This window comes from Cellulomonas edaphi (assembly GCF_030362815.1).
Taxonomy (GTDB): domain Bacteria; phylum Actinomycetota; class Actinomycetes; order Actinomycetales; family Cellulomonadaceae; genus Cellulomonas; species Cellulomonas edaphi.
Map to the genome: position 1 here is coordinate 1,138,343 of NZ_JAUCGR010000002.1, position 25,446 is coordinate 1,163,788.

The 25,446-nt window shown below is 73.1% G+C and carries 21 protein-coding genes; 8 read left to right on the plus strand and 13 right to left on the minus strand.

Annotated elements, in window-relative coordinates:
- Window positions 1-25 precede the first annotated feature (25 nt).
- Together sucC and QRT05_RS11365 are read right to left on the minus strand one after the other, a co-directional pair.
- Window positions 26-1,213, minus strand: a complete 1,188-nt coding sequence (gene sucC / locus QRT05_RS11360; protein WP_289447341.1) for an ADP-forming succinate--CoA ligase subunit beta — start codon at window positions 1,211-1,213, stop codon at window positions 26-28.
- 131 nt (window positions 1,214-1,344) lie between these two features.
- Entirely contained in the window at window positions 1,345-3,309 is a 1,965-nt protein-coding gene (locus QRT05_RS11365) for an acyltransferase family protein (protein ID WP_289447342.1), read from the minus strand.
- A 152-nt stretch (window positions 3,310-3,461) separates the two neighbouring features.
- Here QRT05_RS11365 and QRT05_RS11370 point away from each other — a divergent pair, with 152 nt between their 5' ends.
- Both QRT05_RS11370 and QRT05_RS11375 read left to right on the plus strand, forming a co-directional pair.
- Complete coding sequence (locus QRT05_RS11370; RefSeq protein WP_289447343.1) at window positions 3,462-3,671, plus strand: helix-turn-helix domain-containing protein; 210 nt, start codon at window positions 3,462-3,464, stop codon at window positions 3,669-3,671.
- A complete protein-coding gene (locus QRT05_RS11375) occupies window positions 3,671-4,198 on the plus strand; it encodes a Clp protease N-terminal domain-containing protein (RefSeq protein ID WP_289447344.1) in 528 nt (175 codons plus the stop codon). Before QRT05_RS11370 ends, QRT05_RS11375 begins: the two co-directional genes overlap by 1 nt.
- Window positions 4,199-4,294: 96 nt before the next feature.
- On the opposite strand, the gene pcrA is transcribed toward QRT05_RS11375, so the two are convergent.
- From pcrA to QRT05_RS11400, 5 genes are all read right to left on the minus strand, one after another.
- Window positions 4,295-7,009, minus strand: coding sequence for a DNA helicase PcrA (gene pcrA / locus QRT05_RS11380; RefSeq protein WP_289447345.1), 2,715 nt, complete (start codon window positions 7,007-7,009; stop codon window positions 4,295-4,297).
- A gap of 73 nt (window positions 7,010-7,082) precedes the next feature.
- The gene (locus tag QRT05_RS11385) at window positions 7,083-7,565 is read right to left on the minus strand and encodes a DUF456 domain-containing protein (RefSeq protein ID WP_289447346.1); all 483 of its coding nucleotides are present in this window, start codon (window positions 7,563-7,565) and stop codon (window positions 7,083-7,085) included.
- Window positions 7,566-7,599: 34 nt separating this feature from the next.
- Window positions 7,600-7,947: a hypothetical protein gene (locus tag QRT05_RS11390; protein ID WP_289447347.1), complete on the minus strand. Its 348-nt coding sequence runs from the start codon at window positions 7,945-7,947 to the stop codon at window positions 7,600-7,602.
- 53 nt (window positions 7,948-8,000) lie between these two features.
- Window positions 8,001-8,669, minus strand: coding sequence for a LuxR C-terminal-related transcriptional regulator (locus tag QRT05_RS11395; RefSeq protein ID WP_289447348.1), 669 nt, complete (start codon window positions 8,667-8,669; stop codon window positions 8,001-8,003).
- Complete coding sequence (locus QRT05_RS11400) at window positions 8,666-10,015, minus strand: ATP-binding protein (RefSeq protein ID WP_289447349.1); 1,350 nt, start codon at window positions 10,013-10,015, stop codon at window positions 8,666-8,668. The genes QRT05_RS11395 and QRT05_RS11400 overlap by 4 nt, the downstream gene beginning before the upstream one ends.
- Window positions 10,016-10,161: 146 nt before the next feature.
- Here QRT05_RS11400 and QRT05_RS11405 point away from each other — a divergent pair, with 146 nt between their 5' ends.
- Together QRT05_RS11405 and QRT05_RS11410 are read left to right on the plus strand one after the other, a co-directional pair.
- Entirely contained in the window at window positions 10,162-11,784 is a 1,623-nt protein-coding gene (locus QRT05_RS11405; protein ID WP_289447350.1) for a PspC domain-containing protein, read from the plus strand.
- Window positions 11,781-12,593 (plus strand): hypothetical protein, encoded by an 813-nt coding sequence (locus tag QRT05_RS11410; protein ID WP_289447351.1) that lies wholly within the window; start codon window positions 11,781-11,783, stop codon window positions 12,591-12,593. Before QRT05_RS11405 ends, QRT05_RS11410 begins: the two co-directional genes overlap by 4 nt.
- A 70-nt stretch (window positions 12,594-12,663) precedes the next feature.
- On the opposite strand, the gene QRT05_RS15530 is transcribed toward QRT05_RS11410, so the two are convergent.
- The 3 genes from QRT05_RS15530 to guaA form a co-directional block, all read right to left on the minus strand.
- Window positions 12,664-13,380, minus strand: coding sequence for a hypothetical protein (locus tag QRT05_RS15530; protein WP_326522645.1), 717 nt, complete (start codon window positions 13,378-13,380; stop codon window positions 12,664-12,666).
- Window positions 13,381-13,555: 175 nt separating this feature from the next.
- On the minus strand, window positions 13,556-13,969 hold the full coding sequence (locus QRT05_RS11420; protein ID WP_289447352.1) for a DUF3817 domain-containing protein: 414 nt from the start codon (window positions 13,967-13,969) through the stop codon (window positions 13,556-13,558).
- A gap of 75 nt (window positions 13,970-14,044) precedes the next feature.
- Window positions 14,045-15,616 carry a glutamine-hydrolyzing GMP synthase gene (guaA, locus tag QRT05_RS11425; RefSeq protein ID WP_289447353.1) on the minus strand — a complete coding sequence of 524 codons (1,572 nt, stop codon included), beginning with the start codon at window positions 15,614-15,616 and terminating at the stop codon, window positions 14,045-14,047.
- 160 nt (window positions 15,617-15,776) lie between these two features.
- On the opposite strand from guaA, the gene QRT05_RS11430 reads away from it, so the two are divergent.
- From QRT05_RS11430 to arfB, 3 genes are read left to right on the plus strand one after another with little or no spacing between them, the layout of a single operon-like run.
- The gene (locus QRT05_RS11430; RefSeq protein ID WP_289447354.1) at window positions 15,777-17,639 is read left to right on the plus strand and encodes an ABC transporter ATP-binding protein; all 1,863 of its coding nucleotides are present in this window, start codon (window positions 15,777-15,779) and stop codon (window positions 17,637-17,639) included.
- Window positions 17,636-19,369 carry an ABC transporter ATP-binding protein gene (locus QRT05_RS11435; RefSeq protein WP_289447355.1) on the plus strand — a complete coding sequence of 578 codons (1,734 nt, stop codon included), beginning with the start codon at window positions 17,636-17,638 and terminating at the stop codon, window positions 19,367-19,369. Before QRT05_RS11430 ends, QRT05_RS11435 begins: the two co-directional genes overlap by 4 nt.
- Window positions 19,370-19,374: 5 nt before the next feature.
- Window positions 19,375-19,803, plus strand: a complete 429-nt coding sequence (gene arfB, locus QRT05_RS11440) for an alternative ribosome rescue aminoacyl-tRNA hydrolase ArfB (RefSeq protein ID WP_289447356.1) — start codon at window positions 19,375-19,377, stop codon at window positions 19,801-19,803.
- Here arfB and QRT05_RS11445 read toward each other — a convergent pair.
- The 3 genes from QRT05_RS11445 to QRT05_RS11455 form a co-directional block, all read right to left on the minus strand.
- On the minus strand, window positions 19,769-21,085 hold the full coding sequence (locus QRT05_RS11445) for a YhgE/Pip domain-containing protein (RefSeq protein ID WP_289447357.1): 1,317 nt from the start codon (window positions 21,083-21,085) through the stop codon (window positions 19,769-19,771). The genes arfB and QRT05_RS11445 overlap by 35 nt on opposite strands.
- 48 nt (window positions 21,086-21,133) lie before the next feature.
- On the minus strand, window positions 21,134-21,760 hold the full coding sequence (locus tag QRT05_RS11450; RefSeq protein WP_289447358.1) for an acyl-CoA-like ligand-binding transcription factor: 627 nt from the start codon (window positions 21,758-21,760) through the stop codon (window positions 21,134-21,136).
- A 63-nt stretch (window positions 21,761-21,823) separates the two neighbouring features.
- Window positions 21,824-22,702 (minus strand): SURF1 family protein, encoded by an 879-nt coding sequence (locus QRT05_RS11455; RefSeq protein ID WP_289447359.1) that lies wholly within the window; start codon window positions 22,700-22,702, stop codon window positions 21,824-21,826.
- A gap of 244 nt (window positions 22,703-22,946) precedes the next feature.
- Between QRT05_RS11455 and QRT05_RS11460 the strand changes: the two genes are divergently transcribed.
- A complete protein-coding gene (locus QRT05_RS11460; RefSeq protein ID WP_289447360.1) occupies window positions 22,947-25,433 on the plus strand; it encodes a phosphoketolase family protein in 2,487 nt (828 codons plus the stop codon).
- The last annotated feature ends 13 nt before the right edge of the window (window positions 25,434-25,446 follow it).

Here is a 25,446-nt window from a genome sequence, read left to right on the forward strand (position 1 = left end):
GCTTCTCTCTCGGTCGTCTGGGGACTCAGGCGTTGGCCAGCTCGGCCGCCTTGTCGGCGCCGCCGTCCATGGTGTCGGCCAGGGTGACCAGCGGGTGCCCTGCGTCGGCGAGGATCTGGCGCCCCTCGAGCACGTTGTTGCCGTCCAGTCGCACGACGAGCGGCTTCGAGGCCTCGTCGCCGAGGATCTCGAGAGCCGCGACGATGCCGTTCGCCACCGCGTCGCACGCCGTGATGCCGCCGAAGACGTTGACGAACACGGACTTGACCTGCGGGTCCGTCAGGATGATGTCCAGGCCGGCGGCCATGACCTCGGCCGAGGCGCCGCCACCGATGTCGAGGAAGTTGGCGGGCTTGACGCCCCCGTGCTTCTCACCGGCGTACGCCACCACGTCGAGCGTGCTCATGACGAGCCCGGCGCCGTTGCCGATGATGCCGACCTCGCCGTCGAGCTTGACGTAGTTGAGGTCCTTCTCCTTGGCGCGCGCCTCGAGCGGGTCCGCCGCGGCGGCGTCCTCCAGCTCGGCGTGCTCCGCGTGGCGGAAGCCTGCGTTCTCGTCGAGCGTGACCTTGCCGTCGAGGGCGACGATCTCACCGTCCTCCGTCAGGACGAGCGGGTTCACCTCGACCAGGGTCGCGTCCTCGTCGCGGTACACGAGCCACAGCTTCTGCAGCACGTCGGCGACCTTGGCGGCGATCTCCGGGCTGGTCTTCTCGGGGAAGCCGGCCGCGGCGACGATCTCGTCGGCCTTCGCCTGGTCGATGCCCACGCGGGGGTCGACGGCGACCCGGGCCAGCGCCTCGGGGCGCTCGACCGCGAGCACCTCGATCTCCATGCCACCCTCGACCGAGCACATGGCCAGGTAGCGCCGCTCCGCGCGGTCCAGCAGCAGGGAGAAGTAGAACTCCTGCGCGATCTTGGCGCCTGCGGCGATCATCACGCGGTGGACCGTGTGGCCCTTGATGTCCATGCCGAGGATCTCGGTGGCCTTCTCCGCGGCGTCGTCGGCCGACCGCGCGAGCTTGACGCCGCCCGCCTTACCGCGCCCACCGACCTTGACCTGCGCCTTGACCACGACGACGCCACCGGTGTCGCCGAGCAGCTGCTCGGCGCCCGCACGGGCCTCGTCTGGGGTGGTGGCGACCACGCCGCCGAGCACGGGGACGCCGTGCTTCTCGAAGATGTCTCGTGCCTGGTACTCGAACAGGTCCACCTGGTCCGGTTCCTCTCATCGACCGCGGTCTGCAGCATCGGGTAGGCCACAGCGCCCGGTCGATCGTATCGGTCGCCCGGAGATCTCTTCACATCGAGAGATATGGCGTTGGCGACACCACGGCCGGACGGTCAGCTCTGCGGCGAGGCGTCGAGCGCACGGCCGAGCACGTCGGCGAACGCGACCACACCCTTCATGTTGGGGTGCGTGTGGTCGCTGTGCAGCAGGCCGGCGTGCCGGCGCACGTAGGAGCGCCAGTCGGCCACGGTGACGTTCGGATGCGCGGCGGCCATCGCCTTGAGCTTCGCGTTGGCCCCGGGCACCCAGTGGCTGATGCCGTTGATGGTCAGCACCACGACCCGCCGGTCCGGTCCGATCGTCGCGAGGATGTCGTCGAACGCCTGCTCCGAGCCCTCGAACTGGAATCCGCCGTTGGTGCCGAAGTTCAGCACGACGACCGGGCGCAGCAGGCCCTGGTCGGCGGCCTTGCGGACCACCGGCGCCGCGTCGATCCACTTGCGGATGGGCTTGGCGTCGATGCGGATGCCGGGGAAGGCGTCGTAGAGCGTGGGGGCCGCCGCCGAGAGCACCGAGTCGCCGAACGCGACGACCTCGTCCCCGGTGACCTCGGTACCGGACGCGGGCGGAGAGCTCGTGGGGTCGGGTTCCGTGCGCGCGCGCTCGTTCTGCTCCTCGATCTCGCGCTGCGCCGCCTGGACCGACTCCTGCGCCTGGGACTGGCGGGGCGCGGTCACGACGCACGTCGCCGCCGCGAGCACGACGACGGCGCACCCGGCCGCCATCGCGCGCGGGAGCCGTGACGGCGCACCGAGCGCCGCGCGCACCCGGCGGAGGGACTCGCGCACACCGAGCCGGCGCACCGGCGTCTCGACCCAGCGGTAGCTCGCCCACGACAGCAGGACCGTGAGCGCGAGAGCGAGCGCGGCGGTGCGCCACCACGACGCCGAGCCGGGCGCGTCACCCGCCGCTGCCGCGACCACCAGGATCACGGGCCAGTGCCACAGGTAGAGCCCGTACGACCGCTCCCCCACCCAGCGCAGCGGGGACAGCTCGAGCGCACGGACGTAGCCGTCGAGGGCAGTGCCGGTGGGGCCGGAGCCGGCGGAGGCTCCTTCGCTGGCGGAGGTGCCGGCGCCGGTGGTCGCGCCCGTGCCGGTGCACGCGACCACGGCCACGACCGCGAGGACGGATGCGGCGAAGATCCCGCCGCGATAGGCGAACGCGCCCTCGGCACTCATGACCAGCGCGAACGCACCGAGCAGCGCGAGCGACGCGGGCCCGAGCCACGCCGTCCACCGGCCCCGCCAGACCCACCGCGCTCCGCCCGCGAGCGCGAACGCGGCCGACGCGCCGAGCAGCAGGCCGAAGGCGTGCGTGTCCGTGCCGTAGTACACCCGCGTCGGGTCGTCACCGGGCTGGTAGCGCAGCGCCATGAGCAGCGCGGAGACCACGGCCGCGCCCAGGGCCGCTCGAGCCCGCGCGCGCCACGTCCGGAGCACCGCCAGGACCACCGCCAGCAGCAGCGGCCACACCAGGTAGAACTGCTCCTCGATCGCCAGCGACCAGAACGTCTGGAACAGCTCGGGCTGGGTGGCGTCGAAGTAGCTGGAGCCCGCGGCGATGGCGAGCCAGTTGGTGGAGAACGTCAGCGCTCCCACCACCTGCCGGCCGATGCCGACCAGAAGGTCTCGGTCGGCGAGCGCCGCCGCCGGGATCGAGACGGTCACGACCACCAGCAGGGCCGGGATCAGTCGCCGGGCGCGCCGCACCCAGAACCGGGCCAGCTCGAGCCGTCCCCCGTCGTGCACCTCGCGCAGGAGCAGTGTGGTGATGAGGAACCCGCTGACCACGAAGAACACGTCGACACCGAGGAAGCCGCCGGGCAGCAGGTCCGGGAACAGGTGATAGGCGATGACGGCCGCCACGGCCAGGGCGCGCAGCCCGTCGAGCCCGGGGATCCGGCCGGCGCGCACGGTGTCCGCAGCCGAGGCGCCCCACTGCCGGTCGGCACGGTCGCTGCGGGCGGGGGCTCGGCCGACGTCGGCGGGGCGCACCGTCCTGCTGTCGACCGTCATGACCACCTCACGGATCCACTGTCATGGATGTCCGTTTCCCACCGTAGGTGCCAGTTCGCGCGAGCCTCGGAGCCGTCGCGGCGTGTCGCACCGATGCTCGACCGTGTCAACTGGGGTTGACATGGCGCAAGCGTCAACCTATGTTGACATCCATGTCCTCCGAACTGCTCACCACGGCCGCCTCGGCCGCCCCCGGCGACGGCCTGCGGGCCGTGCGCGCCTTGCACGAGCTGGCGGATCGCCTCGAAGCACTGCACGTCGAGCGCGCCCGCGGCCTGGGGTGGTCCTGGCAGCAGGTCGCAGATGCCCTCGGCGTGTCCCGGCAGGCCGTCCACAAGAAGTACGGAAAGAGGTTCGACTGATGTTCGAGAGATTCGCCAAGGACGCCCGCGACGCCGTGACCGGCGCCCAGGCGGTGGCCCGCACCCGCGGCGACGTCCGCATCACCTCCGAGCACCTGCTCCTGGCGCTCGCCGACGCACCGTCGTCGGTGGCGGCGCATGCGCTCGGGACCCTGGGCGTGGACGGCACCGCGCTCCGCGCGCAGGCCGGCCGGCCCGACGGGGCCCTGGACGCCGACGCGCTGGCCGCCGTCGGCATCGACCTGCAGGCGGTGCGCACCCAGGTCGAGGGCACGTTCGGTCGCGGCGCGCTCGACCGCGCTGCCCCGGCGACGGGCAAGCACATCCCCTTCTCGACCGACGCCAAGAAGGTGCTCGAGCAGACCCTCCGCGTGGCCGTCGCCGAGAAGTCCCGGCGGATCGACTCGGGTCACCTGCTCGTGGCGATCAGCCAGCTCGACCGCTCGCCCGGGGGCTCCTTGCTCACCCGTGCCGGCGTGGCTGCGGATGCCGCGCGGTCCGCGGTCGAACGCTGCCGCGCCGCCTGACCGCCCGCCTCAGAGCGTCGTGACCCGGGAGTTACTGCAGCACGAGCGTCCCCTCAGAGCTTGGTGACCAGGGTGTACCGCCGCCCGACCGCCCCCTCAGAGCTTGGTGACCGGGGAGTACCGGAGCAGCAGCCGCTTGCTGCCCTCGCTGCCGAAGTCGACCTTCACCACGGCGTTGGGCCCTGCACCCTCGAGTGCCACCACGGTGCCGAGCCCGTAGGCGTCGTGCGTGACCCGGTCGCCGATCGCCAGCTGCGGGAGGTCGCCGACCGGCCGCGGCGTCGCCGACCCGAACGTCGCGCCGGTCGACGGCAGTGCCGGCCGCTGCTCGGCGCGCGCGCGCGAGCCGGGGCTCGAGGTGTACCCGCCGGAACCCGCGCCGCCCGAGCCGTAGGCGCCCGACCGCGACCCGCCGGACCCGAAACCGGAGCCCCACCCGCCGCGCAGCTGCGACGTGGACGACTCCCGGCGACGCCAGTCGATGAGCTCGTCGGGCAGCTCGTCCAGGAACCGGCTCGGCGGGAACTCGTTCGGCACGCCCCACGCGGTGCGGATGGCCGCCCGGGAGACGTAGAGCCGCTCGCGGGCGCGGGTGACGCCCACGTACGCGAGGCGACGCTCCTCCGCGAGCTGGTCGATGTCCTGCAGCGACCGCATGTGCGGGAACGTGCCGTCCTCCATCCCCGTGAGGAATACCACCGGGAACTCCAGCCCCTTGGCCGTGTGCAGGGTCATGAGCGTCACGACGCCGGGCTCCGGCCGGGCCGCGGCGTCCGCGGGCTCCTCCGCGCCGTCCGGCGTCGGGATCTGGTCGGAGTCGGCGACGAGCGAGACGCGCTCGAGGAAGTCCGCCAGGTCGCCGTCGGGGTCGGACTGCTCGAACTCGGCCGCCACGGCGTGCAGCTCGGCCAGGTTCTCCACCCGGGACGCGTCCTGCGGGTCCTCGCTCGCACGCAGCTCGGCGAGGTAGCCGGACCGGTCGAGCACCGCGCCGAGCACCTCGGCCGGACCCGCTCCGGCGTCGGCGAGCACCCGCAGGTCCGTCATCATGTCCGCGAACGCGGTCAGACCCGTGATCGCCCGGGTGCCCAGGCCCGGCACCTCGTCGAGGCGGTCGAGCGCGGCCCCGAACGAGATCCGCTCGCGCTCCGCGAAGCTCGCGACCATGGCCTCCGAACGGTCGCCCAGCCCCCGCTTGGGCACGTTGAGGATGCGGCGCAGGTTCACGTCGTCGTCCGGGTTGGCCACCGCGCGCAGGTAGGCGACCGCGTCCTTGATCTCGCGACGCTCGTAGAACCGCGTGCCGCCGACGATCTTGTACGGCAGCCCCACCCGCACGAGGGCGTCCTCGATCGCACGGGACTGCGCGTTGGCCCGGTAGAACACCGCGACGTCGCCGGGTCGCACCCCGTCGGAGTCGGCGAGGCGGTCGATCTCCCCGACGATGAACCGGGCCTCCTCGCGCTCGTCGTCCGCGACGTACGCGACGATCTGCGCGCCCTGGCCGGAGTCGGTCCACAGCCGCTTGGGCTTGCGACCCGGGTTGCGGCTGATGACCGCGTTCGCCGCCGAGAGGATGGTCTGCGTCGAGCGGTAGTTCTGCTCGAGCAGGATGGTGCGCGCGTCGGGGTAGTCCGCCTCGAATTCCATGATGTTGCGGATCGAGGCGCCGCGGAACGCGTAGATCGACTGGTCCGCGTCGCCCACCACGGTGAGCTCGCCTCGCGGCACGCCCTGCCCCGCGTCGGACGCACCGTGCGCCAAGTCCTGCTCACCCGCGCCGGGGAACAGACCGTCGTCGTACCGCTGGTCCCCCTCGTCGGGCGCGCCGCGCAGGCGAGCCGAGCGGTCGCTGCCCACCAGCTCGCGCACCAGCACGTACTGCGCGTGGTTGGTGTCCTGGTACTCGTCCACGAGCACGTGCCGGAACCGGCGACGGTAGTGCTCGGCGACGGCAGGGAACGCCTGCAGCAGGTGCACCGTGGTCATGATGAGGTCGTCGAAGTCGAGCGCGTGGGCCTGCCGCAGCCGTGCCTGGTAGCGCGTGTAGACCTGCGCGAGCGCGGCGTCGAAGTCGTTGGCCGCACCTCCCCCCGAGGTCCGCGCGAACTCCTCGGGATCCACCAGCTCGTCCTTGAGCGAGGAGATCTTGTGCGCGAGCGCCTTGGCCGGGTACCGCTTCGGGTCGAGCTCGAGCTCGCGCGCGACGAGCGTGAGCAGCCGCTGCGAGTCGGCCGCGTCGTAGATGGAGAAGCTCGAGCGCAGGCCCAGCGTGCTCGCCTCCCGCCGCAGGATCCGCACGCACGCCGAGTGGAACGTCGACACCCACATCCGACCCGCGGCCGGGCCCACCAGCTGCTCGACCCGCTCGCGCATCTCCGCGGCGGCCTTGTTGGTGAACGTGATGGCCAGGACCTGTCCGGCGCGCGCCCGGCGCGTGGCCAGCAGGTACGCGATGCGGTGCGCGAGCACGCGCGTCTTGCCGGAGCCCGCGCCCGCGACGATGAGCAGCGGCCCGCCGTGGTGGGTCACCGCCTCGCGCTGCTGCGGGTTCAGACCCACGAGCAGCGCGTCGGCCTCGGCCTGCCGCCGCGCGTCGTCGGCGGCCCGGCGGGCGTCCTCCTCGCGGCGCTCGTCCGTGCGGTGGTCGACCTCGTCCAGGGCGTCGTCGTCCGGGCCGTCCCCGCGCGGCGGCACCACGCGCGGCAGGCCTGACGGGTCGCGGCGGGCGGTGTGCTGGGCCCCGCCCGCGCCCGGGCGGCGGGCCCCGTCGGGCAGGGGCAGGGCGAGGTTCTCGAAGAGCGACGTCATGGCACCACCAGGGTAGGCGCCGGGACCGACAGTCCGCGTCATCCCTGTGGACGCCGGGTCGTGCGCGGGGCGCTCAGGTGAGCGCCAGGCCCACCAGCCACGCGGCCGTCGCGACGAGCGCGCCGGCGAGCTCCACGACGATGGTGATCCCGGTCGCCTGCAGCGCCACGACCGTCGCGCGCCACGCCCCGCGAGGCTCGCGCAGGCGCACCCACTCGGCCAGGTACGTGCCGGCCAGGAAGCCGACGAAGAGCCCGACGACGGGGATCAGGAAGAACCCGACGACGCCGGCGACACCGCCCCACAGCAGCGCCGTCGACGGCACCCCGCCGCGCTTGAGGTGGCGGCCCGCCAGCAGGTACTTCACGACCATCGCGACCAGCGTGGCGAGGGCCGCGACCGCGGCGACGGTCCACCCGGTGCCACCGCCCGTGAGCACGCCCCAGCCCACCACGGCCGCCAGGACCAGCAGCGAGCCGGGCAGCACCTGCACCACGATGCCGACGAGCCCGGCGAGGACCGCCAGGCCCACCAGGAGGTCGAGCGGGCCGTTCACCGGCGGCCTCCGTGGCCGGACGGGCGGGCGCCGGTCAGCGCCAGAGGACGGCGATCGCGACGTTGACCGCGGTGAGCCCCGCGATCGCGCCGAGGTACCCGGTGGTCACCCGGCGCGGCTTGCGGACACCGAGCACCACGAGCACGGTCACCACGAGCGCGATGAGCAGCTTCACGGTGATCTTGGTGGTGTCGGGGTCGCGGATCGCGTCGCTCGACTCGGCGAGGCCCACCATGAGCACGCCCGTGATGAGCGCCGTGAGGATCCCGTGCAGCACGCCCTTCGGGATCTTGGCCGAGCGGAGGTTGACCAGCACGCCGCCGAGCACGATGGCCCAGCCGAGCAGGTGGAGAACCAGGAGCACGCGGTACAGATCTTCCATGCCGGCAGCCTAGACGAATGTGACGCGCCGTCAGATCAGGCACGGCCGGGTGGTCACAGCAGGCGACGGGCGGCCGCCCACCGGGTGAGCTCGTGCCTGCTCGACAGCTGCAGCTTGCGCAGCACCGCGGAGACGTGGGTCTCGACGGTCTTGATGGAGATGAACAGCTCCGAGGCGACCTCGCGGTAGGAGAAACCGCGGGCGATGAGGCGCATGACCTCGCGCTCGCGCGCCGAGAGCCGGTCGAGCTCGTCGTCGCCTGTGGCCACGTCACCGGCGGCCGCGCCGAACGCGTCCAGCACGAACCCCGCGAGCCGCGGGGAGAACACCGCGTCGCCGCCGGCCACCCTGCGCACTGCGTCGGACAGCCCCGGCCCGTCGATCGCCTTCGTCACGTAGCCGCGCGCACCGGCGCGGATCACCGCGACGACGTCCTCGGACGCGTCCGACACCGACAGCGCGAGGAACCTCGTCGTGCCCAGCAGGTCGCTGCACGCGCGGATCACCTCCGCGCCGCCACCCCCGTCGCCGCCCGGCAGGTGCACGTCCAGCAGCACCACGGGGGGCAGCACCTCGCGCACCAGCGCGATCGCGGTGTCGACGGTGTCGGCCTCGCCCACGACGTGCACGCCGCCGTCGAGCGAGGCCTTCACGCCGGTGCGGAACATGTGGTGGTCGTCGACGAGGACGACGTCCACCGCCACGAGGTCGTCCTCGCTCATGCCTTGTCCTCACGTGGGTGCTCGACCGGGGTCTCCGGTCCATCCTGGCCCAGCTCGTCGTCCTGGGGGTGCGCACCCACCGGCACCGTCAGGTGCACCTCGGTCCCGCGGCCGGGTCGGCAGTCGACGGTCGCCTCGCCGCCGCGGCGCCGGACCCGCCCGATGATGGACTCCCGGACCCCGAACCGGTCGGGGCCGATCGCGTCGAGGTCGAAGCCGTCGCCGTGGTCGCGCACGAACACCTCGACCGCACTCGGACCCACCTCGAGGTACAGCGACACCGGGGGTCGGCCGTGCACGACGGCGTTGACCAACGCCTCGCGCGTGGCCTGCAGCAGCGCCTCGGTCCCGGCGTCGGGAACGTGGTCGCCCACGACGACGGCCTCGATCGCGACCGGGTCGCCCGACGGCCCCGACCGCGAGTCCTCGACCTCGGCGATGATGCCGCGCAGCGCGGCCGCGACCGATGTACCAGGGACCGGCCTGTCGTCGTACAACCACTCGCGCAGCTCGCGCTCCTGCGCGCGGGCCATGCGCGCCACCTCCGCGGGGTCGTCCGCTCGGGACCTGATGAGCGCCAGGGTCTGGAGCACTGAGTCGTGCAGGTGCGCGGCGATGTCCGCGCGCTCCGACTCGCGCGCACGGGCGGCACGCTCGTCGCCGAGCTCGCGCACGAGCCGGATCCACCAGGGCGTGAGCACCAGCGCGACCCCGCCGAGCACCGCGATCGACGCCACGAACGACTGCACGAGGGCCTGCGGCTCGACGCCCTCCCCCGTCCCTTGCCCGACCAGCAGGAGCACGCCCACACCGGCGAGCAGCACGCCGCCCAGCAGGCGCAGCACCGAGACCGGCGTCTTGCCACCGGCACGGCGGCGCAGGCGTCCGCGTTGCGCGGCATCGAGCTGGCTCCACGCCAGCCCCAGTCCCGCCAGCACCAGCAGCGAGGGAAGCACCCAGTCCAGCTTGACGCGGTCGGCCCGCACCGCGATGAGGACGACCGCGAGCACCACCAGCAGGACACCGACGGCCACGTCCGTGACCGGCCAGCGCCGCTCGCTCTCGCCCGAGCCCTGGGGTCGCGCGAGCCGCGACAGTGCAGCGGGGCGCACCGCGGCGGCGGCATCCGCGGGATCCCCCACCGGGACCGCCAGCCACCAGAACACGTAGAGGAAGATGCCGAGCGCCCCGAAGGGCGCCAGGACGACGAACGCCGCGCGCACCCAGCCGACCGGGACGTCCAGGTGCGCGGCCAGCCCGATCGCGACGCCGCCCAGCCAGCGCCCGCGCTCGGGTCGGCGCAGCGGCAGCCGCGCGGCAGGCGGCACGAGGGCAGTGGGACTCACGGGTCGATCGTCACACGCGAGCGGTGCCCCCGAGTGCCGATCCCGCCGAGATCAGGGGTGGACGTCAGGACTTCCGGGGCTCGGTCAGGGTCCGTTCAGGGTGCCTCCCGATACCGGCGGCGCGGGGGCGAGGTCAAGATCGAGCCATGGACACGAACTCCCCCGGCGGCCAGACCGCCGGCACCCCGTCACCCGAGGGCGGTGCAGCACCCGCCCCGGCGGCCACGCCGGGACCGTCAGGCGGTCCGGGCTCGTCGGGCGAGAGCGCCGCGAGCCCGCCGCGCCCGCAGGTGCCGTCGAGCACGAGCGGGTTCTTCGGAGCCGTCCGGCGCCTCGGCATCTCCCGCGCCGACGACCGCTGGATCGGCGGCGTGTGCGCCGGCCTGGCCAACCGCACGGGGTACGACCCGCTGCTGTGGCGCGGCATCTTCGCAGCCTCCTTCCTCATCGGCGGCATCGGCTTCCTGTTCTACGGCGTGGCGTGGGCCCTGCTCCCCGAGCGGCGCGACGGGCGCATCCACGCGGAGGAGCTGCTCGCGGGCCGCTTCGACATCGCCATCGTGGGCGCCCTCGCCTTCACCGTGATCGGCCTGGGCCGCGGCGGCAACGTCGTCTGGTTCTGGGGCGGTGAGCCACCCTGGGTCGGCGGGATCTTCCACGTGCTCGCCGGGCTGCTGTGGTTCGGGTTCATCGCGGCCGTCGTCGTGGCGATCGTGGTCGCGCTCAACAAGCGCAGCAACGGACGACCGCCGGTGCCCCCCGGGCCGTACGGGCCGTACCCCTCGCCGCAGCCGGGTGCTCCCGGTGCCCCGGGCCAAGGCTCGTCGGCAGCGCCCTACGCGTCGCAGCCGCACGCCGGTCAGCCGCACGCGACCCAGGCGTACGCCGGTCAGGCGTACGCGCCCCAGCCGTACGCCGGTCAGGCGTACGCGCCCCAGCCGTCCAGCACCCAGCCGTACTCCCCGTACCCGGGCCAGCCGTACTCCGGCGCCCACGGCCTCGGCACCGCCGGATCCGGTGGCCCGGCCACCGCGCACACCGTCCAGCCTCCGTACGGACCGGTGCCGCCGGTGGTCGCCGTGAAGCCGCCCAAGCACCACAAGCCCCGCACGTACGGGCCGGGAGTGGCCACGGTCGGCATCGTCGTCGCGCTCGGCCTGCTCACCCTTGCGGTGCTGCTCGCCGCGGACCGCACGGGCAGCTTCGACGGCCCCGTGGTGCTCACCGCCCTCGGCATCGGCGTCGTCCTGTGCGGCCTCGGCATCATCGTGTCGGGCTTCCGGGGCCGCTCGAGCGGCGTGCTCGGCTTCCTGGCGATCGTCGGCATCGTCGTCGCCCTGCCGATCGGCGCGGCCAGCCCCAGCGAGTGGAGCTGGAACGAGAACGGGATGCACCGCTTCGCCGGTGACGTCACGGTGCACGTCACCGACCGCACCGAGGCCGCCGAGGGCTACGCGCTCGGCTTCGGACAGGCGCACGTGGACGTGTCCGACGTGCCCATGAGCGGCGAGCTGCTCGAGGTGCCGCTCTCAGTGGGCGCCGGCGACCTCACCGTCGTCGTGCCGAGCGACGCAGCGGTGTCGGCCGACGTCCGGCTGCGCGCCGGGCAGGTCACCTGGGACGTCGGCGGCCCGACCGAGCGGGCCGACGGCCTGTCGACCGAAACCCGCACCTTCACCGACGACGCGGCCGCCAACGGGTCGGCTCAGCTGAACCTGCGCATCAGCGTCGGCGCCGGGAACGTCACCATCATCCGGGAGGACTCATGACCGCCAAGAAGCGCCTGCCGCAGGACGAGCCCAGTGCCGTGACGGCCGAGGTCGTCGACGCGCCCGCCGCGGATCAGACCGCGGCCGCGGACCTCGACGGCGAGGACACGGCGGTCCTGCCCGCGGTGGCCCCCGGGGCCGAGGCCAGCGGAGACGTGAGCGACAGCGGCGGGGTCACCGACGACGGCGAGGCCGACGCGGGCACCCACGATGCGGCCGAGGTGGACCCCGACACCTCGACGGGCGCCATCGTGGAGCGGCCGGCCGGCAACCGCGACGACGAGACGGCCGTGCTCCCGACCAGCGCTTCGGAGGAGACGGCCGTGCTCCCCACCAGCGCCGCCGACGAGACGGCCGTGCTTCCGCGCGACGTCACCGACGAGACGGCCGTCCTTGCCGCGAACGACACGGCCCGTCAGCCGGTCACGCCGGCCCCCGCGGTGTCCGGAGTGTCCGGAGGGGCGGGTGTGCCGTTGGAGAAGCCCGCACGGACGGTCCCGGCGCCGGCACAGCCCAGCGAGCCCGCCCCCACGTCCGCGCCGACGGCCGCACCCACGTCGGCGCCCGCCACGACTCGCACCGCGACGGTCGAGCCCCCCGAGCCCACCGAGCCCCCCGAGCGCCGGCGCCTACGGGTCAGCACCGTGGTGTGGGGACTCATGCTCGTCGCCGCCGGCATCTGGATCCTTGCGTGGGCCGCGGGAGCGCGGATCGACGCGCAGCTGACGCTCATCGTGCTGCTCGCGGCTGGAGGGGTCGCGTTGCTGGTGGGGTCGATCGTGTCGGGCGCGAGGAACGCCCGACGCTGACCCCGCATGACGACGGCGGTCGCCCCCTCGGGAGCGGCCGCCGTCGTGGTCGTGCGCGCTGGTGCCTGGATCAGATCGAGCGCGACGGCGGCTCGCCGGTCGTCGTCTCGCCTGTGGTGCTCGCCGGCGGCGCGGCCGGAGCCGAGGTCGCAGGCGGGGCCGAGGCCGCGGGCGGTGCCGCGGCAGCAGAGCGCGCCGGGGCGGGTGCTCCCGCGGCAGTCGGAGCGGCGGGTGCCGCAGCGTGCGCCGGTGCCGCGGCGGGCGCTGCCGGAGCGGCGGCTGCTGCAGGCGCGGCCGCAGCCGCCGGAGCGGTCTGCTGGTAGGGGTGGGCGGACTCGGCCGTCACGGCGTCACCCGACGCCAGGTGCGCGCCGACCTTGCGCAGCGCGAACCCGATGAGCAGCAGCGAGACGCCGATGCCCACGACGAGCAGCGCCACGCCGAAGGCCACGACGGACGTGAAGAGCGAGGCACGCAGGAACGAGGCCGTCATGACGGTGTCCCGCTTGGGGTCGTCCTGCGGAAGCTCCGCGTACGTCTTGCCGCCCGAGGCCTCCAGCGCGTGCTTGTTGATGACGTCCGCCTGGACCCACGCCTCCCACGGGGTGTCGACCAGCTGCCCCTGGAAGTTGCTGGCGTCGTCGGAGACCGTGATCTTCTCCGCGGCGAGGTTGGTGGTCACGGCACCCCACGTGACGGCACCGGCCACCACGAAGATGATGCCCAGGATGATCGTCACCAGGCCGATGCCCTTGACGCCTCCGGACTTGCCCGAGTTCGTAGCCATTCCCCGGTCCCTCCCCTACCCCCGAAGTTCGAGCCCCGAGAAACGGGCCCGGCGGGGCCCCGGCGGCCCCAGACGATGCGTTCCTGCAGGTCGACCATATCGAGCCTGGTAGGCGACGCACCACAATGTGGGGCAAAAGGGATCGGGCGAGTCGCCCGAGGTCAGCGCTTCGAGGTCAGCGCTCCGAGGCCTCGATCCGGGCGAGCCCCTGGGCGTGGGCCTTGCGCTCGAGGACGAAGGACATGACCGGGACGACGCCGGCCGCGGCGAGCGTCGCCAGGCGGCCGAGCCGCCAGCGCATCGTCGACCACAGGTTGACGACCGTGACGAGGTAGACGACGTAGATCCACCCGTGCGCGAACGCGACCCAGTTGCCGATCACCGGGTTGGCGTTGCCCGCCGCGTCGTACCCGTTGGCGTGGAACCCGTACTTGAGCACGAGCTCGAGGCACAGGAGCAGCAGCATGGTGCCCGTGATCCACGCCATCACGCGGTAGCGCAGCAGGGCGCCGCGCGCCTTGCGTGCCCACTCGGCGTCGGCGGGGCGCGCCGAGGGCTGCTCGGGCACGGTGGTCGGGGTCTCGCTCACAGGGGTGCTTCCTCTCGTCGACTGCACGATGGGGCGCCCGCGCGCGGGCGCGGGCTGCACGTCATCGACGTGACGTCACTCCCACTCGATGGTGCCCGGCGGCTTGCTCGTCACGTCGAGCACGACGCGGTTCACCTCGGGCACCTCGTTGGTGATGCGCGTGGAGATCACGGAGAGCACGTCGTACGGCAGACGCGTCCAGTCCGCCGTCATCGCGTCCTCGGAGGAGACCGGGCGCAGCACGATCGGGTGGCCGTAGGTGCGGCCGTCGCCCTGCACGCCCACCGAGCGCACGTCGGCCAGCAGCACCACGGGGCACTGCCAGATGTCGCGGTCCAGGCCCGCCTTGCTGAGCTCCTCGCGTGCGATGACGTCCGCGGCACGCAGCACGTCGAGGCGCTCGGCCGTGACCTCGCCGATGATGCGGATGCCCAGCCCGGGCCCGGGGAAGGGCTGACGCCAGACGATGCCCTCGGGCACCCCCAGCTCCAGACCGACCGCGCGCACCTCGTCCTTGAACAGCGTCCGCAGCGGCTCGACGAGCTCGAACTGCAGGTCGTCGGGCAGGCCACCCACGTTGTGGTGCGACTTGATGTTGGCCGCACCCTCTCCGCCACCCGACTCCACGACGTCCGGGTACAGCGTGCCCTGCACGAGGAACTTCACGTCCTCGTCGCTCCCCGCCACGATCTCCCGGGCCGCGTCCTCGAACACGCGGATGAACTCGCGCCCGATGATCTTGCGCTTGGTCTCGGGGTCGGTGTGTCCCGCGAGCGCCCGCAGGAACCTGTCGCGCGCGTCGACGACGACGAGGTTGACGCCCGTCGAGGCCACGAAGTCCTTCTCCACCTGCTCGGCCTCGCCGGAGCGCAGCAGGCCGTGGTCGACGAAGACGCAGGTCAGCTGGTCGCCGACGGCCTTCTGCACGAGCGCGGCGGCGACGGAGGAGTCCACGCCGCCCGACAGCCCGCAGATGACGCGCGCGGAGCCCACCTGGGCCCGGATGCGCTCGACCTGCTCGGCGACGACGTTGCCCGCGTTCCAGTCGGGCGCCAGGCCCGCGCCCTCGTACAGGAAGTTCTCGAGCGCCTTCTGCCCCAGCGGCGAGTGCTTGACCTCGGGGTGCCACTGCACGCCGAACAGTCGACGCGCGCGGTCCTCGAACGCGGCGACCGGCGAGCCCGACGACGTGGCGAGCACCTCGAAGCCCTCGGGTGCGGCATGCACGGCGTCGCCGTGGCTCATCCACACCGTCTGCTGCTCGGGGCTCCCTGACAGGACGGTGCCGGCACTCGTGACCTCGACGGCCGTGCCGCCGTACTCACGCTGGCCGGTCTGCGCGACCGTGCCGCCCAGCGCGGCGGCCATCGCCTGGAACCCGTAGCAGATGCCGAGGACCGGCACGCCGGCCTCGAAGAGCGCCGGGTCGACGAACGGGGCGCCGGTGGCGTAGACCGACGACGGTCCGCCGGACAGGATGATCGCCGCGGGGTCCTTGGCCAGCAGGTCGGCCACCGATGCGGTGTGCGGCACGATCTCGGAGTACACGTTGGCCTCGCGCACGCGGCGCGCGATGAGCTGGGCGTACTGGGCGCCGAAGTCGACGACGAGCACCGGGCGGTGCGCGGGAGGGGGCGTCTGCGTCACCCCCACAGGGTAGTCGGCCCCGGGCGCGCCCTCACCGGTTGTCCAGCAGCGCCCGTCGCTCGGGGGACGCCGCACCTCCACGCGGCAGAGCACCGGTCGCGCGCGGACCAGCGGAAAAGGATGAGCGACGTGTCGGTGGCGGCACGTAGCGTTGACGCCCGTGCGATCCCTTCCCCTCGACGACCCGGGCACCCCGCCGCTGTCCGGCCCCATCGCGTACCTGTGGTGGCTGGCCCGCAAGCAGTGGGGCATCCTCGTCGTCGCCGTGCTGCTGGGGACCGTGCTCTTCGCGTGCCAGGCGGCGCTGCCCTACCTGACCGGTCACGCCATCGACTCGGGCCTCGCGCACGGCTTCGGGCCCGACCTGTGGCGCGCTGCCGGTCTCCTGGGCCTGTTCGGCTGCATCAGCGCGACCGCGAGCGCGTTCGGGCACCGCTACGACGTCGCGAACTGGCTGCGCGCGTCGTTCACGTCCTCGCAGCTGGTCGGCGGGACCGTGTCGCGCTCCGGCGCGGCGATCACCGCCGAGCTGCCGACCGGCGAGGTCGTCTCCGCCGTCGCCAACGACGCGCTGCGGGTCGGCGAGCTCTACGCCGTGCTCGCGCGCTTCGTCGGCAGCGTCGTCGCCTACGCGATCGTCGCCGTGCTGATGCTGCGGGTCTCGGTGCCCCTCGGGCTGGTGGTCGTGCTCGGGCTCCCGGCGGTCGCGATCAGCCTCGGCGCGATCGTGCGACCGCTGCAGCGCCGCCAGGTGGCGCAGCGCGAGGCGTCGGGGCGGCTGACCACGCTCGGCTCCGACACGGTCTCCGGCCTGCGCATCCTGCGCGGGATCGGCGGCGAGGCCGTCTTCAACGCGCGCTACCGCGCGCAGTCGCAGCTGGTGCGGACGCGCGGCGTCGAGGTGGCCGGCACGCAGTCCTGGCTCGACGCGCTCCAGGTGCTGCTGCCCGGCTCGTTCGTCGTCGTGCTCGTGTGGCTCGGCGCGCACATGGCGGTCGACGGGACCATCACGCCCGGTCAGCTCGTGGCGACGTACGGGTACGCCGCGTTCCTCGGCTGGCCCGTGCAGAACGCCACGATGATGGTGCAGTCCGCCACGCGCGCCCACGTCGGCGCCGGCAAGGTGGTGGGCGTCCTGCGCGTCGTCCCGTCCACGGGTGCCACGCCGGGCACGGTCGAGATGCCGGCGCCCGGTGTCGTCCTGGTCGACGAGACGAGCGGCGTGCGGTTGGAGCCGGGCCGGCTGGTCGCGCTGGTCTCGGGCGACCCCGACGAGTCCGCCGCGATCGCCACCCGCCTCGGGCGGTTCGACGACGAGGCGGAGGCCGCCACGCCCGTGACGCTGGGCGGCGTCCGCCTGGCCGACCTCGACAAGCACGCCGTGCGCGAGCGCGTGGTGGTCGCCGAGGCCACGCCGCACCTGTTCTCCGGGACCCTGGCCGCCGAGCTCGACGTGCACGGCGTGGGTGACGAGGAGCGGCTGCTGCGGGCGATCGCCCTCGCGGACGCGCACGACGTCGTGGACTCCACGCCGGACGGCCTGCTCGGCGAGCTGCCCGAGAAGGGACGCTCGCTGTCCGGCGGTCAGCGCCAGCGCGTCGCCCTGGCCCGCGCGCTCCTGCTCGACCCGGAGATCCTCGTGCTCGTCGAGCCGACGTCCGCCGTGGACGCGCACACCGAGGCGCGCATCGCGGCCCGGCTCGTCGAGGCGCGCGGCCGCCGCACCACGCTCGTGGTGACCGCGTCCCCGCTCGTGCTCGACCACGTCGACGAGGTGCAGTTCGTCCGCGACGGTCGCGTCGTGGCGCGCGGCACCCACGCCGAGCTGCTGGCGTCCACCGAACCGTGGGCACCGGGCTACCACCGGGTGGTCGGGCGGAGCATGGAGGAGGACACGCCCGCGAGCGGTGTCGCGATGGTCGTCGAGGCCGACGACGACCCGCTGAGCGACGAGGCGTTCGACGCCCTGCTGGCAGACCGGCTGGACGACCGCACCGCAGACACGACAGGAGGCCGGGCATGAAGCTCCCCATCGCCGACCCGACCCAGGTGCGTGCCTACGCCGCGCACCTGTTCCGCCTGCACCGTGCGCCGCTGACGAAGATCGCGGCCCTGCACACCCTCGCGGCGATCGCGGGCCTCACGGGTCCGTGGCTCATGGGCCGCCTCGTGGACGCCGTCGCCGACGGGACCACCTCCGGCTACGTCGACGCGCTCATCGCCATCGGCGCGGCCGCGGTGCTCGCCCAGACCGTGCTCATCCGCTTCGCGCAGCGCTCGTCGATGGTGTTCGGCGAGATGGTCTTCGCCCAGCTGCGCGAGGAGTTCATCGAGACCGTCACCTCGTTGCCGTTGTCGACGGTCGAGCGCGCGGGAACCGGCGACCTTGTAGCTCGCACCACCAACGACGTCAACCGCCTCCAGCACGCCGTCCGGTTCGGTGTGCCGCGGGTCATCGTCGCGGTCGTGACCATCACGCTCACGATCGTCGCGAGCCTCGTGCTGTCCCCACTCGTCGCCGTCGCGATGTTCGTCGGGGTGCCCTCGATGATGGTCGTCGTCCGGTGGTACCTGCGGCGGGCGACGCCGGCGTACCAGCGCGAGTCCGCCGCGTACGCTGCCCTCAACGGCACCATCACGGAGTCGGTCGAGGGTGCCCGCACGGTCGACGCGCTGCGCCTGGGCCGCCGCCGCATGGACCGCGTCGACGCGGACCTGCGCGAGGCCTTCGAGGCGGAGAAGTACACCCTCAACCTGCGCACGGTGCTCTTCCCAGGCATCGACCTGACATTCGTGCTCGCCCCGGTCGCCGTCCTGCTGTGGGGCGGGTGGCTGGCGTCGAACCAGCACGTCAGCCTCGGCGTCGTGACGACGATCGTGCTCTACACCTACCAGGTGACCGGCCCGGTGTGGGAGCTCATCTTCTGGGTCGACGAGATCCAGGTGGCCGCCACGTCGCTCGCCCGCATCGTGGGTGTGCAGCTCGTCGACACCGACCGCGTCGAGCGTCCCGGGACCCCGACCGACGAGGACATCGCCGCGCGCTCCCTGCGCTACGCGTACCGCGAGGGGCATGACGTGCTGCATGGCATCGACCTCGACCTCGCGGCCGGGGAGCGGCTCGCGGTCGTCGGCCCCTCGGGCGCCGGCAAGTCCACGCTCGGGCGCATGCTCGCCGGTATCCACCCGCCCTCGGGCGGCACGGTGAGCGTGGGCGGTGTGCCCTTGATCGACCTTCCGCTCGAGGAGCTGCGGGGGCACGTCGCGCTGGTGACGCAGGAGCATCACGTCTTCGTGGGCACCGTCGCCGAGAACCTGCGCCTGGCCGACGCCGAGGCCGACGACGAGGCCCTGCGGCGCGCGCTCGAGGCCGTGGACGCCTGGGCCTGGGTGGCCGCGCTGCCCGACGGCCTCGGCACCGAGGTCGGCTCGGGCGGCGCGCCACTGACGCCCGCCCAGGCTCAGCAGATCGCCCTGGCGCGTCTCGTGCTGCTCGACCCGCACACGCTCGTCCTGGACGAGGCGACCTCGCTGCTCGACCCCCGTGCGGCGAGGCACCTCGAGCGCTCGCTCAACGGCGTGCTCGCGGGACGCACCGTGGTCGCGATCGCGCACCGGCTGCACACTGCGCACGACGCCGACCGCGTCGCCGTCGTCGACGGTGGTCGCATCACGGAGATCGGCTCGCACGACGAGCTGGTGGCCGCGGGCGGGGACTACGCCGCGCTGTGGCACTCCTGGCAGCACGAGTAGCCGACGTGGTCGGTCCTGTCGTCCTGCGCGGGGGCGTCGTCATCCCGGACGACGCCCTCACGTGGCGATTCTCCCGGTCGAGCGGTCCCGGCGGTCAGTCGGTCAACACCACCGACTCCCGCGCCGAGCTGTCGGTCGACCTCGACGGGATCGCGTGGGCGAGCGCCTCCCAGCGCGAGCGCGTGCTCGAGCGGCTCGCCTCGCGCCTGCGCGGCGAGATCCTCACCGTCGCCGCCTCGGAGCACCGCTCGCAGCTCCGCAACCGGGATGCGGCCCTCGCCCGCGTCACGGCACTGCTCGACGAGGCTCTCGCTCCCCCGGGGCCGCCGCGGCGCGCCGCCCGCCCCAGCCGCGGGTCTCGCGAGAGGCGCAAGGCCGAGGAGCAGCGGCGCCGGAGCATCAAGCAGCTGCGGCAGCGCCCGTCGGAACGCTGACCAGGGTCGGGGCGCCCAGCCGGCGCAGGCCGCGGCGGTCGTAGAACCGGGCGGCGACGAGGCCGCCGACCACGGCCAGCACCGTCCCGAGCGCGATCATCGACCACGCGCGGGGCAGCGCACCGGTGGCCTGCGCGTTGAAGTAGAGGATGGACCGCACGCCGTCCGAGAGCTGCCGCATGGGCTCGAAGGTGGACAGGAACCGGTAGAAGGACGGCAGCGCCTCGAGCGGGACGGTGGCGCCCGACGACGGCAGCGCCAGCACGATGAACACGAACATCGACACCAGCTGCCCGAGCCCGCCGAACACGGTGTTGATGGCGTGCACGCCCAGCGCGACGGCCGCGGACGCGCACACCGAGAACGCGTACAGCAGCGGCAGGTGGCCGGCGTCCATGCCCAGCAGCGTGATCGTCGCGAACATCACGATCGCCGACGTCGCGAGCGCGAGCACCACGGAGATCGCGGACTTCACCAGGAAGGTCTGCGCCCGGCTGATGGGGGCCGCTGGCCGGCGGGAGTGGAACGGCCCGTACTCGGTGTCGGCGTAGCCGAGCGCACCGTCCACGGCGGTGCTGACGACCGTCGCGCCGATGAAGCCCGCGAGCACCAGCAGCAGCGTGAAGTAGAAGGCGCTGAGGCCGGCGCCGGAGTGCGTGCCGAGCGCGTGGCCGGGCTCGACGACGACCGCGACCGGGTCGGCGAGCAGCAACGTCGCCGCCGCGGGACGGGAGTCGGCCCCGGCCGACGCCTGCTCCGTGAGCTGCGCGCCGATCTTCGCGGACGCCTGGTGCGCCGCCGTCTGGGCGGCGTTCGAGGCGAACGACGAACCCAGGCTTCCGGCGGCCTGGTTGGTCAGCACCGTGATGGTGGGCCGTGCGGGATCGGCACCTGGCGCGGCGAGCGCTGCGAGCGACGACGTGAAGCCCGCCGGGATCTCGAGGGCGCCGAACACCTCGTCGTGGGCGAGCGCCGCGCGCGCCTCCTGGGCGGACATGACCTGCCAGTCCACGGCCGGGTCCTCGTTCGCGGTGATGGCCTGCACCACCTGGTCACCGGCGTTGCGGTGGGTCCCACCGACGGTCGCTCCCTCGTCCGAGCTGACCAGCGCGACGGGCAACCGCGACAGGTCCGCCTGCGGGTTGAGGATCCCGCCCATGTACAGCAGCGAGAGCAGCAGGGCGACGACGGCCACGACCGAGGTGGGTAGCGCCCAGGTGCGCGGCTGGCGCAGCACGTGGACGGCTCGGAGCGCGACGGCGTGGCGTGGCGCGTGGGACATGGATGACTCCGGTGTGAGGTTCGGTGGGGGTGGTGCTGAGGCGGACGGTCAGGCCGGCCGCGGTCGCACCGCGGCGATGTCCGTGTGCAAGATCGCGAACACCTGGTCGATGGCATCGGGCAGGTCGAGGTCGTCGCCCGCGAGCCAGGCGCGGCCGGCCGTCGTGAGGCCCGACGTCGCCACGGCGGCGAGCGTCGCGGGCCGCAGGTCCGTCGCCCGCACCCCGAGCCGGTCGGCGGCGACGCGTGCGGTCTCGTCCTGCGCCTCGGCCAGGATCGCGCGGTAGGCGGCACGGAGCCCCGCGTCGCCCTCGACCAGCCGCAGCACCGACTTGCTGCGCGTGCTGCGGTGCCACGCGGGGTGCTCGTCCTCGCGCATCCAGGTGCGCAGCGCGGCGACGTAGGCCTCGACCGGACTCTCGTCCGCGGGCCGGTCCGCCACCAGGGCGTTGACCCGACCGAGGTCCTGGCGCAGGAAGTCCAGCGCAGCCTCCTCCTTGGTCGCGAAGTAGCGACTGAAGGTGCGGCGCGAGACGTCGACACGGTCGGTCACGTCCTCGACGCCGTAGCCCTCGGGCCCGCGCTCGAGCACCAGGTCGAGTGCGGCGTCCGCGAGCGCGTCACGCGTGCGCCGCGCCTTGCGCTCGCGGCGCGGCTCGCTCGAGTGCTCGGTCATGAGCACCACACTACGCTCAAATGTCCCGCCGAGACATATGGCGCGATGGGACATCGGCCACACTCAGGCCGGGCGCGCGCCATCCGCGTCCGGGACCGCCTCGTCGCGGCCGTCATCCCGCGCGTCGCCGAGCCCGTCGCCCCTCGCCTCGTCCCGCACGAGCCGCAGCCACAGCAGCACGGCGAAGGTGCCGAAGATCCACCACTGCGCGGCGTAGGCGAGGTTCTGCAGGTTGAGGCCCTCGCCCGGCTTGGTGGGCAGCCCCAGCAGCGCGACCTCGTCGGACTGCGCGGGGTCGGACGACGAGAGCACGAGGTACCCGGTCCAGATGGGGCCGCCCCACTGCCCCACCAGCTGCGCGGAGCTGATCGCCTCCGTCCGGCCGTCGGCGATCTCGGCGCCCGATCCCTCCGAGGCCTGGAGGAAGCCCTCCACGGACACCGGTCCGGCGGGCGGCACGTCGGCGTCGTCCGGCTGCGCCACCCAGCCGCGCACCACGGGCAGGACACCCTCGCGCGCCCGCAGCGGCGTGAGGACCAGGTAGCCGGTCCGGCCGTCGTGCGCGCGGTCCGGGACCACCAGCTGGCCCGACGCGTCGTAGGTGCCCTCGACGCTCACCTTGCGCGCCACGTCCGCACCTTCGAACGGCGTCTGCGGCCGCAGCACGTCGAGGATGGGCACAGGATCCGCGGCGAGCTGCTCGGCCACGTGCCGCTCCTGGGCACCCGCGCCGCGGATCTGGGCGCGGTCCAGCTGCCACACGCCGAGCCGGCCGCATACGAAGGCCGCGCCCAGCAGGAGCAGCAGCAGGGCCACCATGCGGGGGCGCACCGCCGCGCGCCACATCGTCGTCGGGGGTCGTCGAGAGGCCACCTCCCAGCCGTCCGCCGCAGGCCCCGGGGCGGGCGCGGGGGCCGGCGCGGGGGTGGTCGGGTCGGGCACGATCCACGGTAACCCGTGCCCGTGCTCCGACCGGCATCGCGAACGACCACTAGCGCAGGTCACGCACCCGAGCGTTCACTCGTCACCCGCTGCGTTTCCGGCCCGTTTGCGGTTGTATGGCTGGTGGTGCGTCGATGCTGGTCGCGGCCTTCTGGGACCCAAGTCCCGCCGGGCGCGGATGGCGCACGGTTGGCTGGAATCGGGCCGGCGGGGAGGACTCGTCGGGAGACGACGGGGAGCACGCATGAGCACGACGACGTCTGCGGGAACCACCTGGCGCGCACGGAGCAGTGTCGCGTCGGGAGAGATCGACACCGCCACGCTGGCCCGCATCGACAAGTGGTGGCGCGCGGCCAACTACCTCTCGGTGGGCCAGATCTACCTGCTCAACAACCCGCTGCTCCGGGAGCCGCTCACGCGTGAGCACGTCAAGCCACGCCTGCTGGGCCACTGGGGCACCACGACGGGTCTCAACTTCCTCTACGCGCACCTCAACCGCGCCATCGCCGAGCGCCAGCAGTCCACCATCTACGTGACGGGCCCCGGGCACGGCGGACCCGGCCTCGTCGCGAGCGCGTACCTCGACGGCACCTACTCCGAGTACTACTCGGACATCACCGAGGACACCGAGGGCCTGCGCCGCCTGTTCCGGCAGTTCTCCTTCCCAGGCGGCATCCCGAGCCACGTCGCTCCCGAGACGCCCGGCTCCATCCACGAGGGCGGCGAGCTCGGGTACGCGCTGAGCCACGCGTACGGTGCCGCGTTCGACAACCCGGACCTGCTCGTCGCCGCCGTGGTGGGCGATGGCGAGGCGGAGACCGGGCCGCTCGCGACGAGCTGGCACTCCAACAAGTTCGTCAACCCCGTGCACGACGGCGTCGTCCTGCCGATCCTGCACCTCAACGGGTACAAGATCGCCAACCCGACGGTCCTGGCGCGCATCGACGACGACGAGCTGGTCGACCTCATGAAGGGGTACGGGCACAAGCCGCACGTCTTCGTCGCGGGCTTCGACGACGAGTCGCACGAGAGCATCCACGGAAGGTTCGCGGCCCTGCTCGACGAGGTGCTCGACGAGATCGCGGACATCAAGGCGCGCGCGCACGACGGTGACGAGAGCCGCCCCCGCTGGCCCATGATCGTGTTCCGCACCCCCAAGGGCTGGACCGGCCCGGCGACCATCGACGGCAAGAAGACGACGGGCTCGTGGCGTGCCCACCAGGTGCCGCTGGCCAACGCGCGGGACACCCCGGAGCACCTCGACGTGCTCCGGCAGTGGCTCGAGTCCTACAACATCAACGAGCTGTTCGACGAGAACGGTCACGTGATCGACGACATCCGCGCGCTGGCGCCGGAGGGCGACCTGCGGATGAGCGCCAACCCGCAGGCGAACGGCGGGTTGCTGCTCAAGGACCTGCGGCTGCCCAACTTCCGTGACTACGCGGTCGACGTGCCCGTGCCGGGCGGCTCCATCAGCGAGGCGCCGCGCGTCCTGGGCGAGTGGCTCACGGACGTCATCCGGCAGAACCCGACCAACTTCCGGATCTTCGGGCCCGACGAGACGGCGTCCAACCGACTCCAGGCGGTGTTTGACGTCACCGACAAGCAGTGGAACGCCCAGTTCGAGGGTCCCGAGGTCGACGAGCACCTCTCCCGCGCGGGCCGCGTGCTGGAGATGCTCAGCGAGCACCAGTGCCAGGGGTGGCTCGAGGGCTACCTCCTGACCGGTCGGCACGGCCTGTTCAACTGCTACGAGGCGTTCATCCACATCATCGACTCGATGTTCAACCAGCACGCCAAGTGGCTCAAGGTCACCAACGACATCCCGTGGCGGCGGCCCATCGCGAGCCTGAACTACCTGCTGTCGAGCCACGTCTGGCGCCAGGACCACAACGGCTTCAGCCACCAGGACCCCGGGTTCGTCGACCACGTGGTGAACAAGAAGTCCGAGGTTGTCCGGGTGTACTTCCCGCCGGACGCCAACACGCTGCTGTCCACGTACGACCACTGCCTGCGCAGCCGGCAGTACGTCAACGTCGTGGTCAGCGGCAAGCAGCCCGCGCCCAACTTCCTGACCATGGACCAGGCGGTGGCGCACTGCACGCGCGGCCTGGGCATCTGGGACTGGGCCGGCACCGAGGTGGCCGGGGAGAAGCCCGACGTCGTCCTCGGCTGCGCGGGCGACGTCCCGACGCTCGAGGTGCTGGCCGCCGCCGACATCCTCAAGCGCGAGCTGCCCGACCTCAAGGTGCGCGTCATCAACGTGGTCGACCTCATGCGGCTGCAGGACGAGCGCGAGCACCCGCACGGCCTGTCCGACCGGCAGTTCGACGGATTGTTCACCGCCGACCGGCCGGTGATCTTCGCCTACCACGGCTACCCGTGGCTCATCCACCGCCTCACCTACCGCCGCAACGGCCACGCCAACATCCACGTGCGCGGCTACAAGGAGGAGGGCACCACCACCACGCCGTTCGACATGGTGATGCTCAACGACCTCGACCGGTTCCACCTGGTGATCGACGTGATCGACCAGGTGCCGCACCTGGGCGCGGCGCAGGCGCCGCTGCGGCAGAAGATGGTGGACGCCCGCCTGGCGGCCCGGGAGTACACGCGGCGGCACGGCGACGACCTCCCGGAGGTGCGTGACTGGGTGTGGCCGGACGCGCAGGACCTCGCCGACTCCTCGCAGGTGGCGGCGACGATCTCGACCGGCGGGGACAACGAGTAGCTGAGCGTGGTGG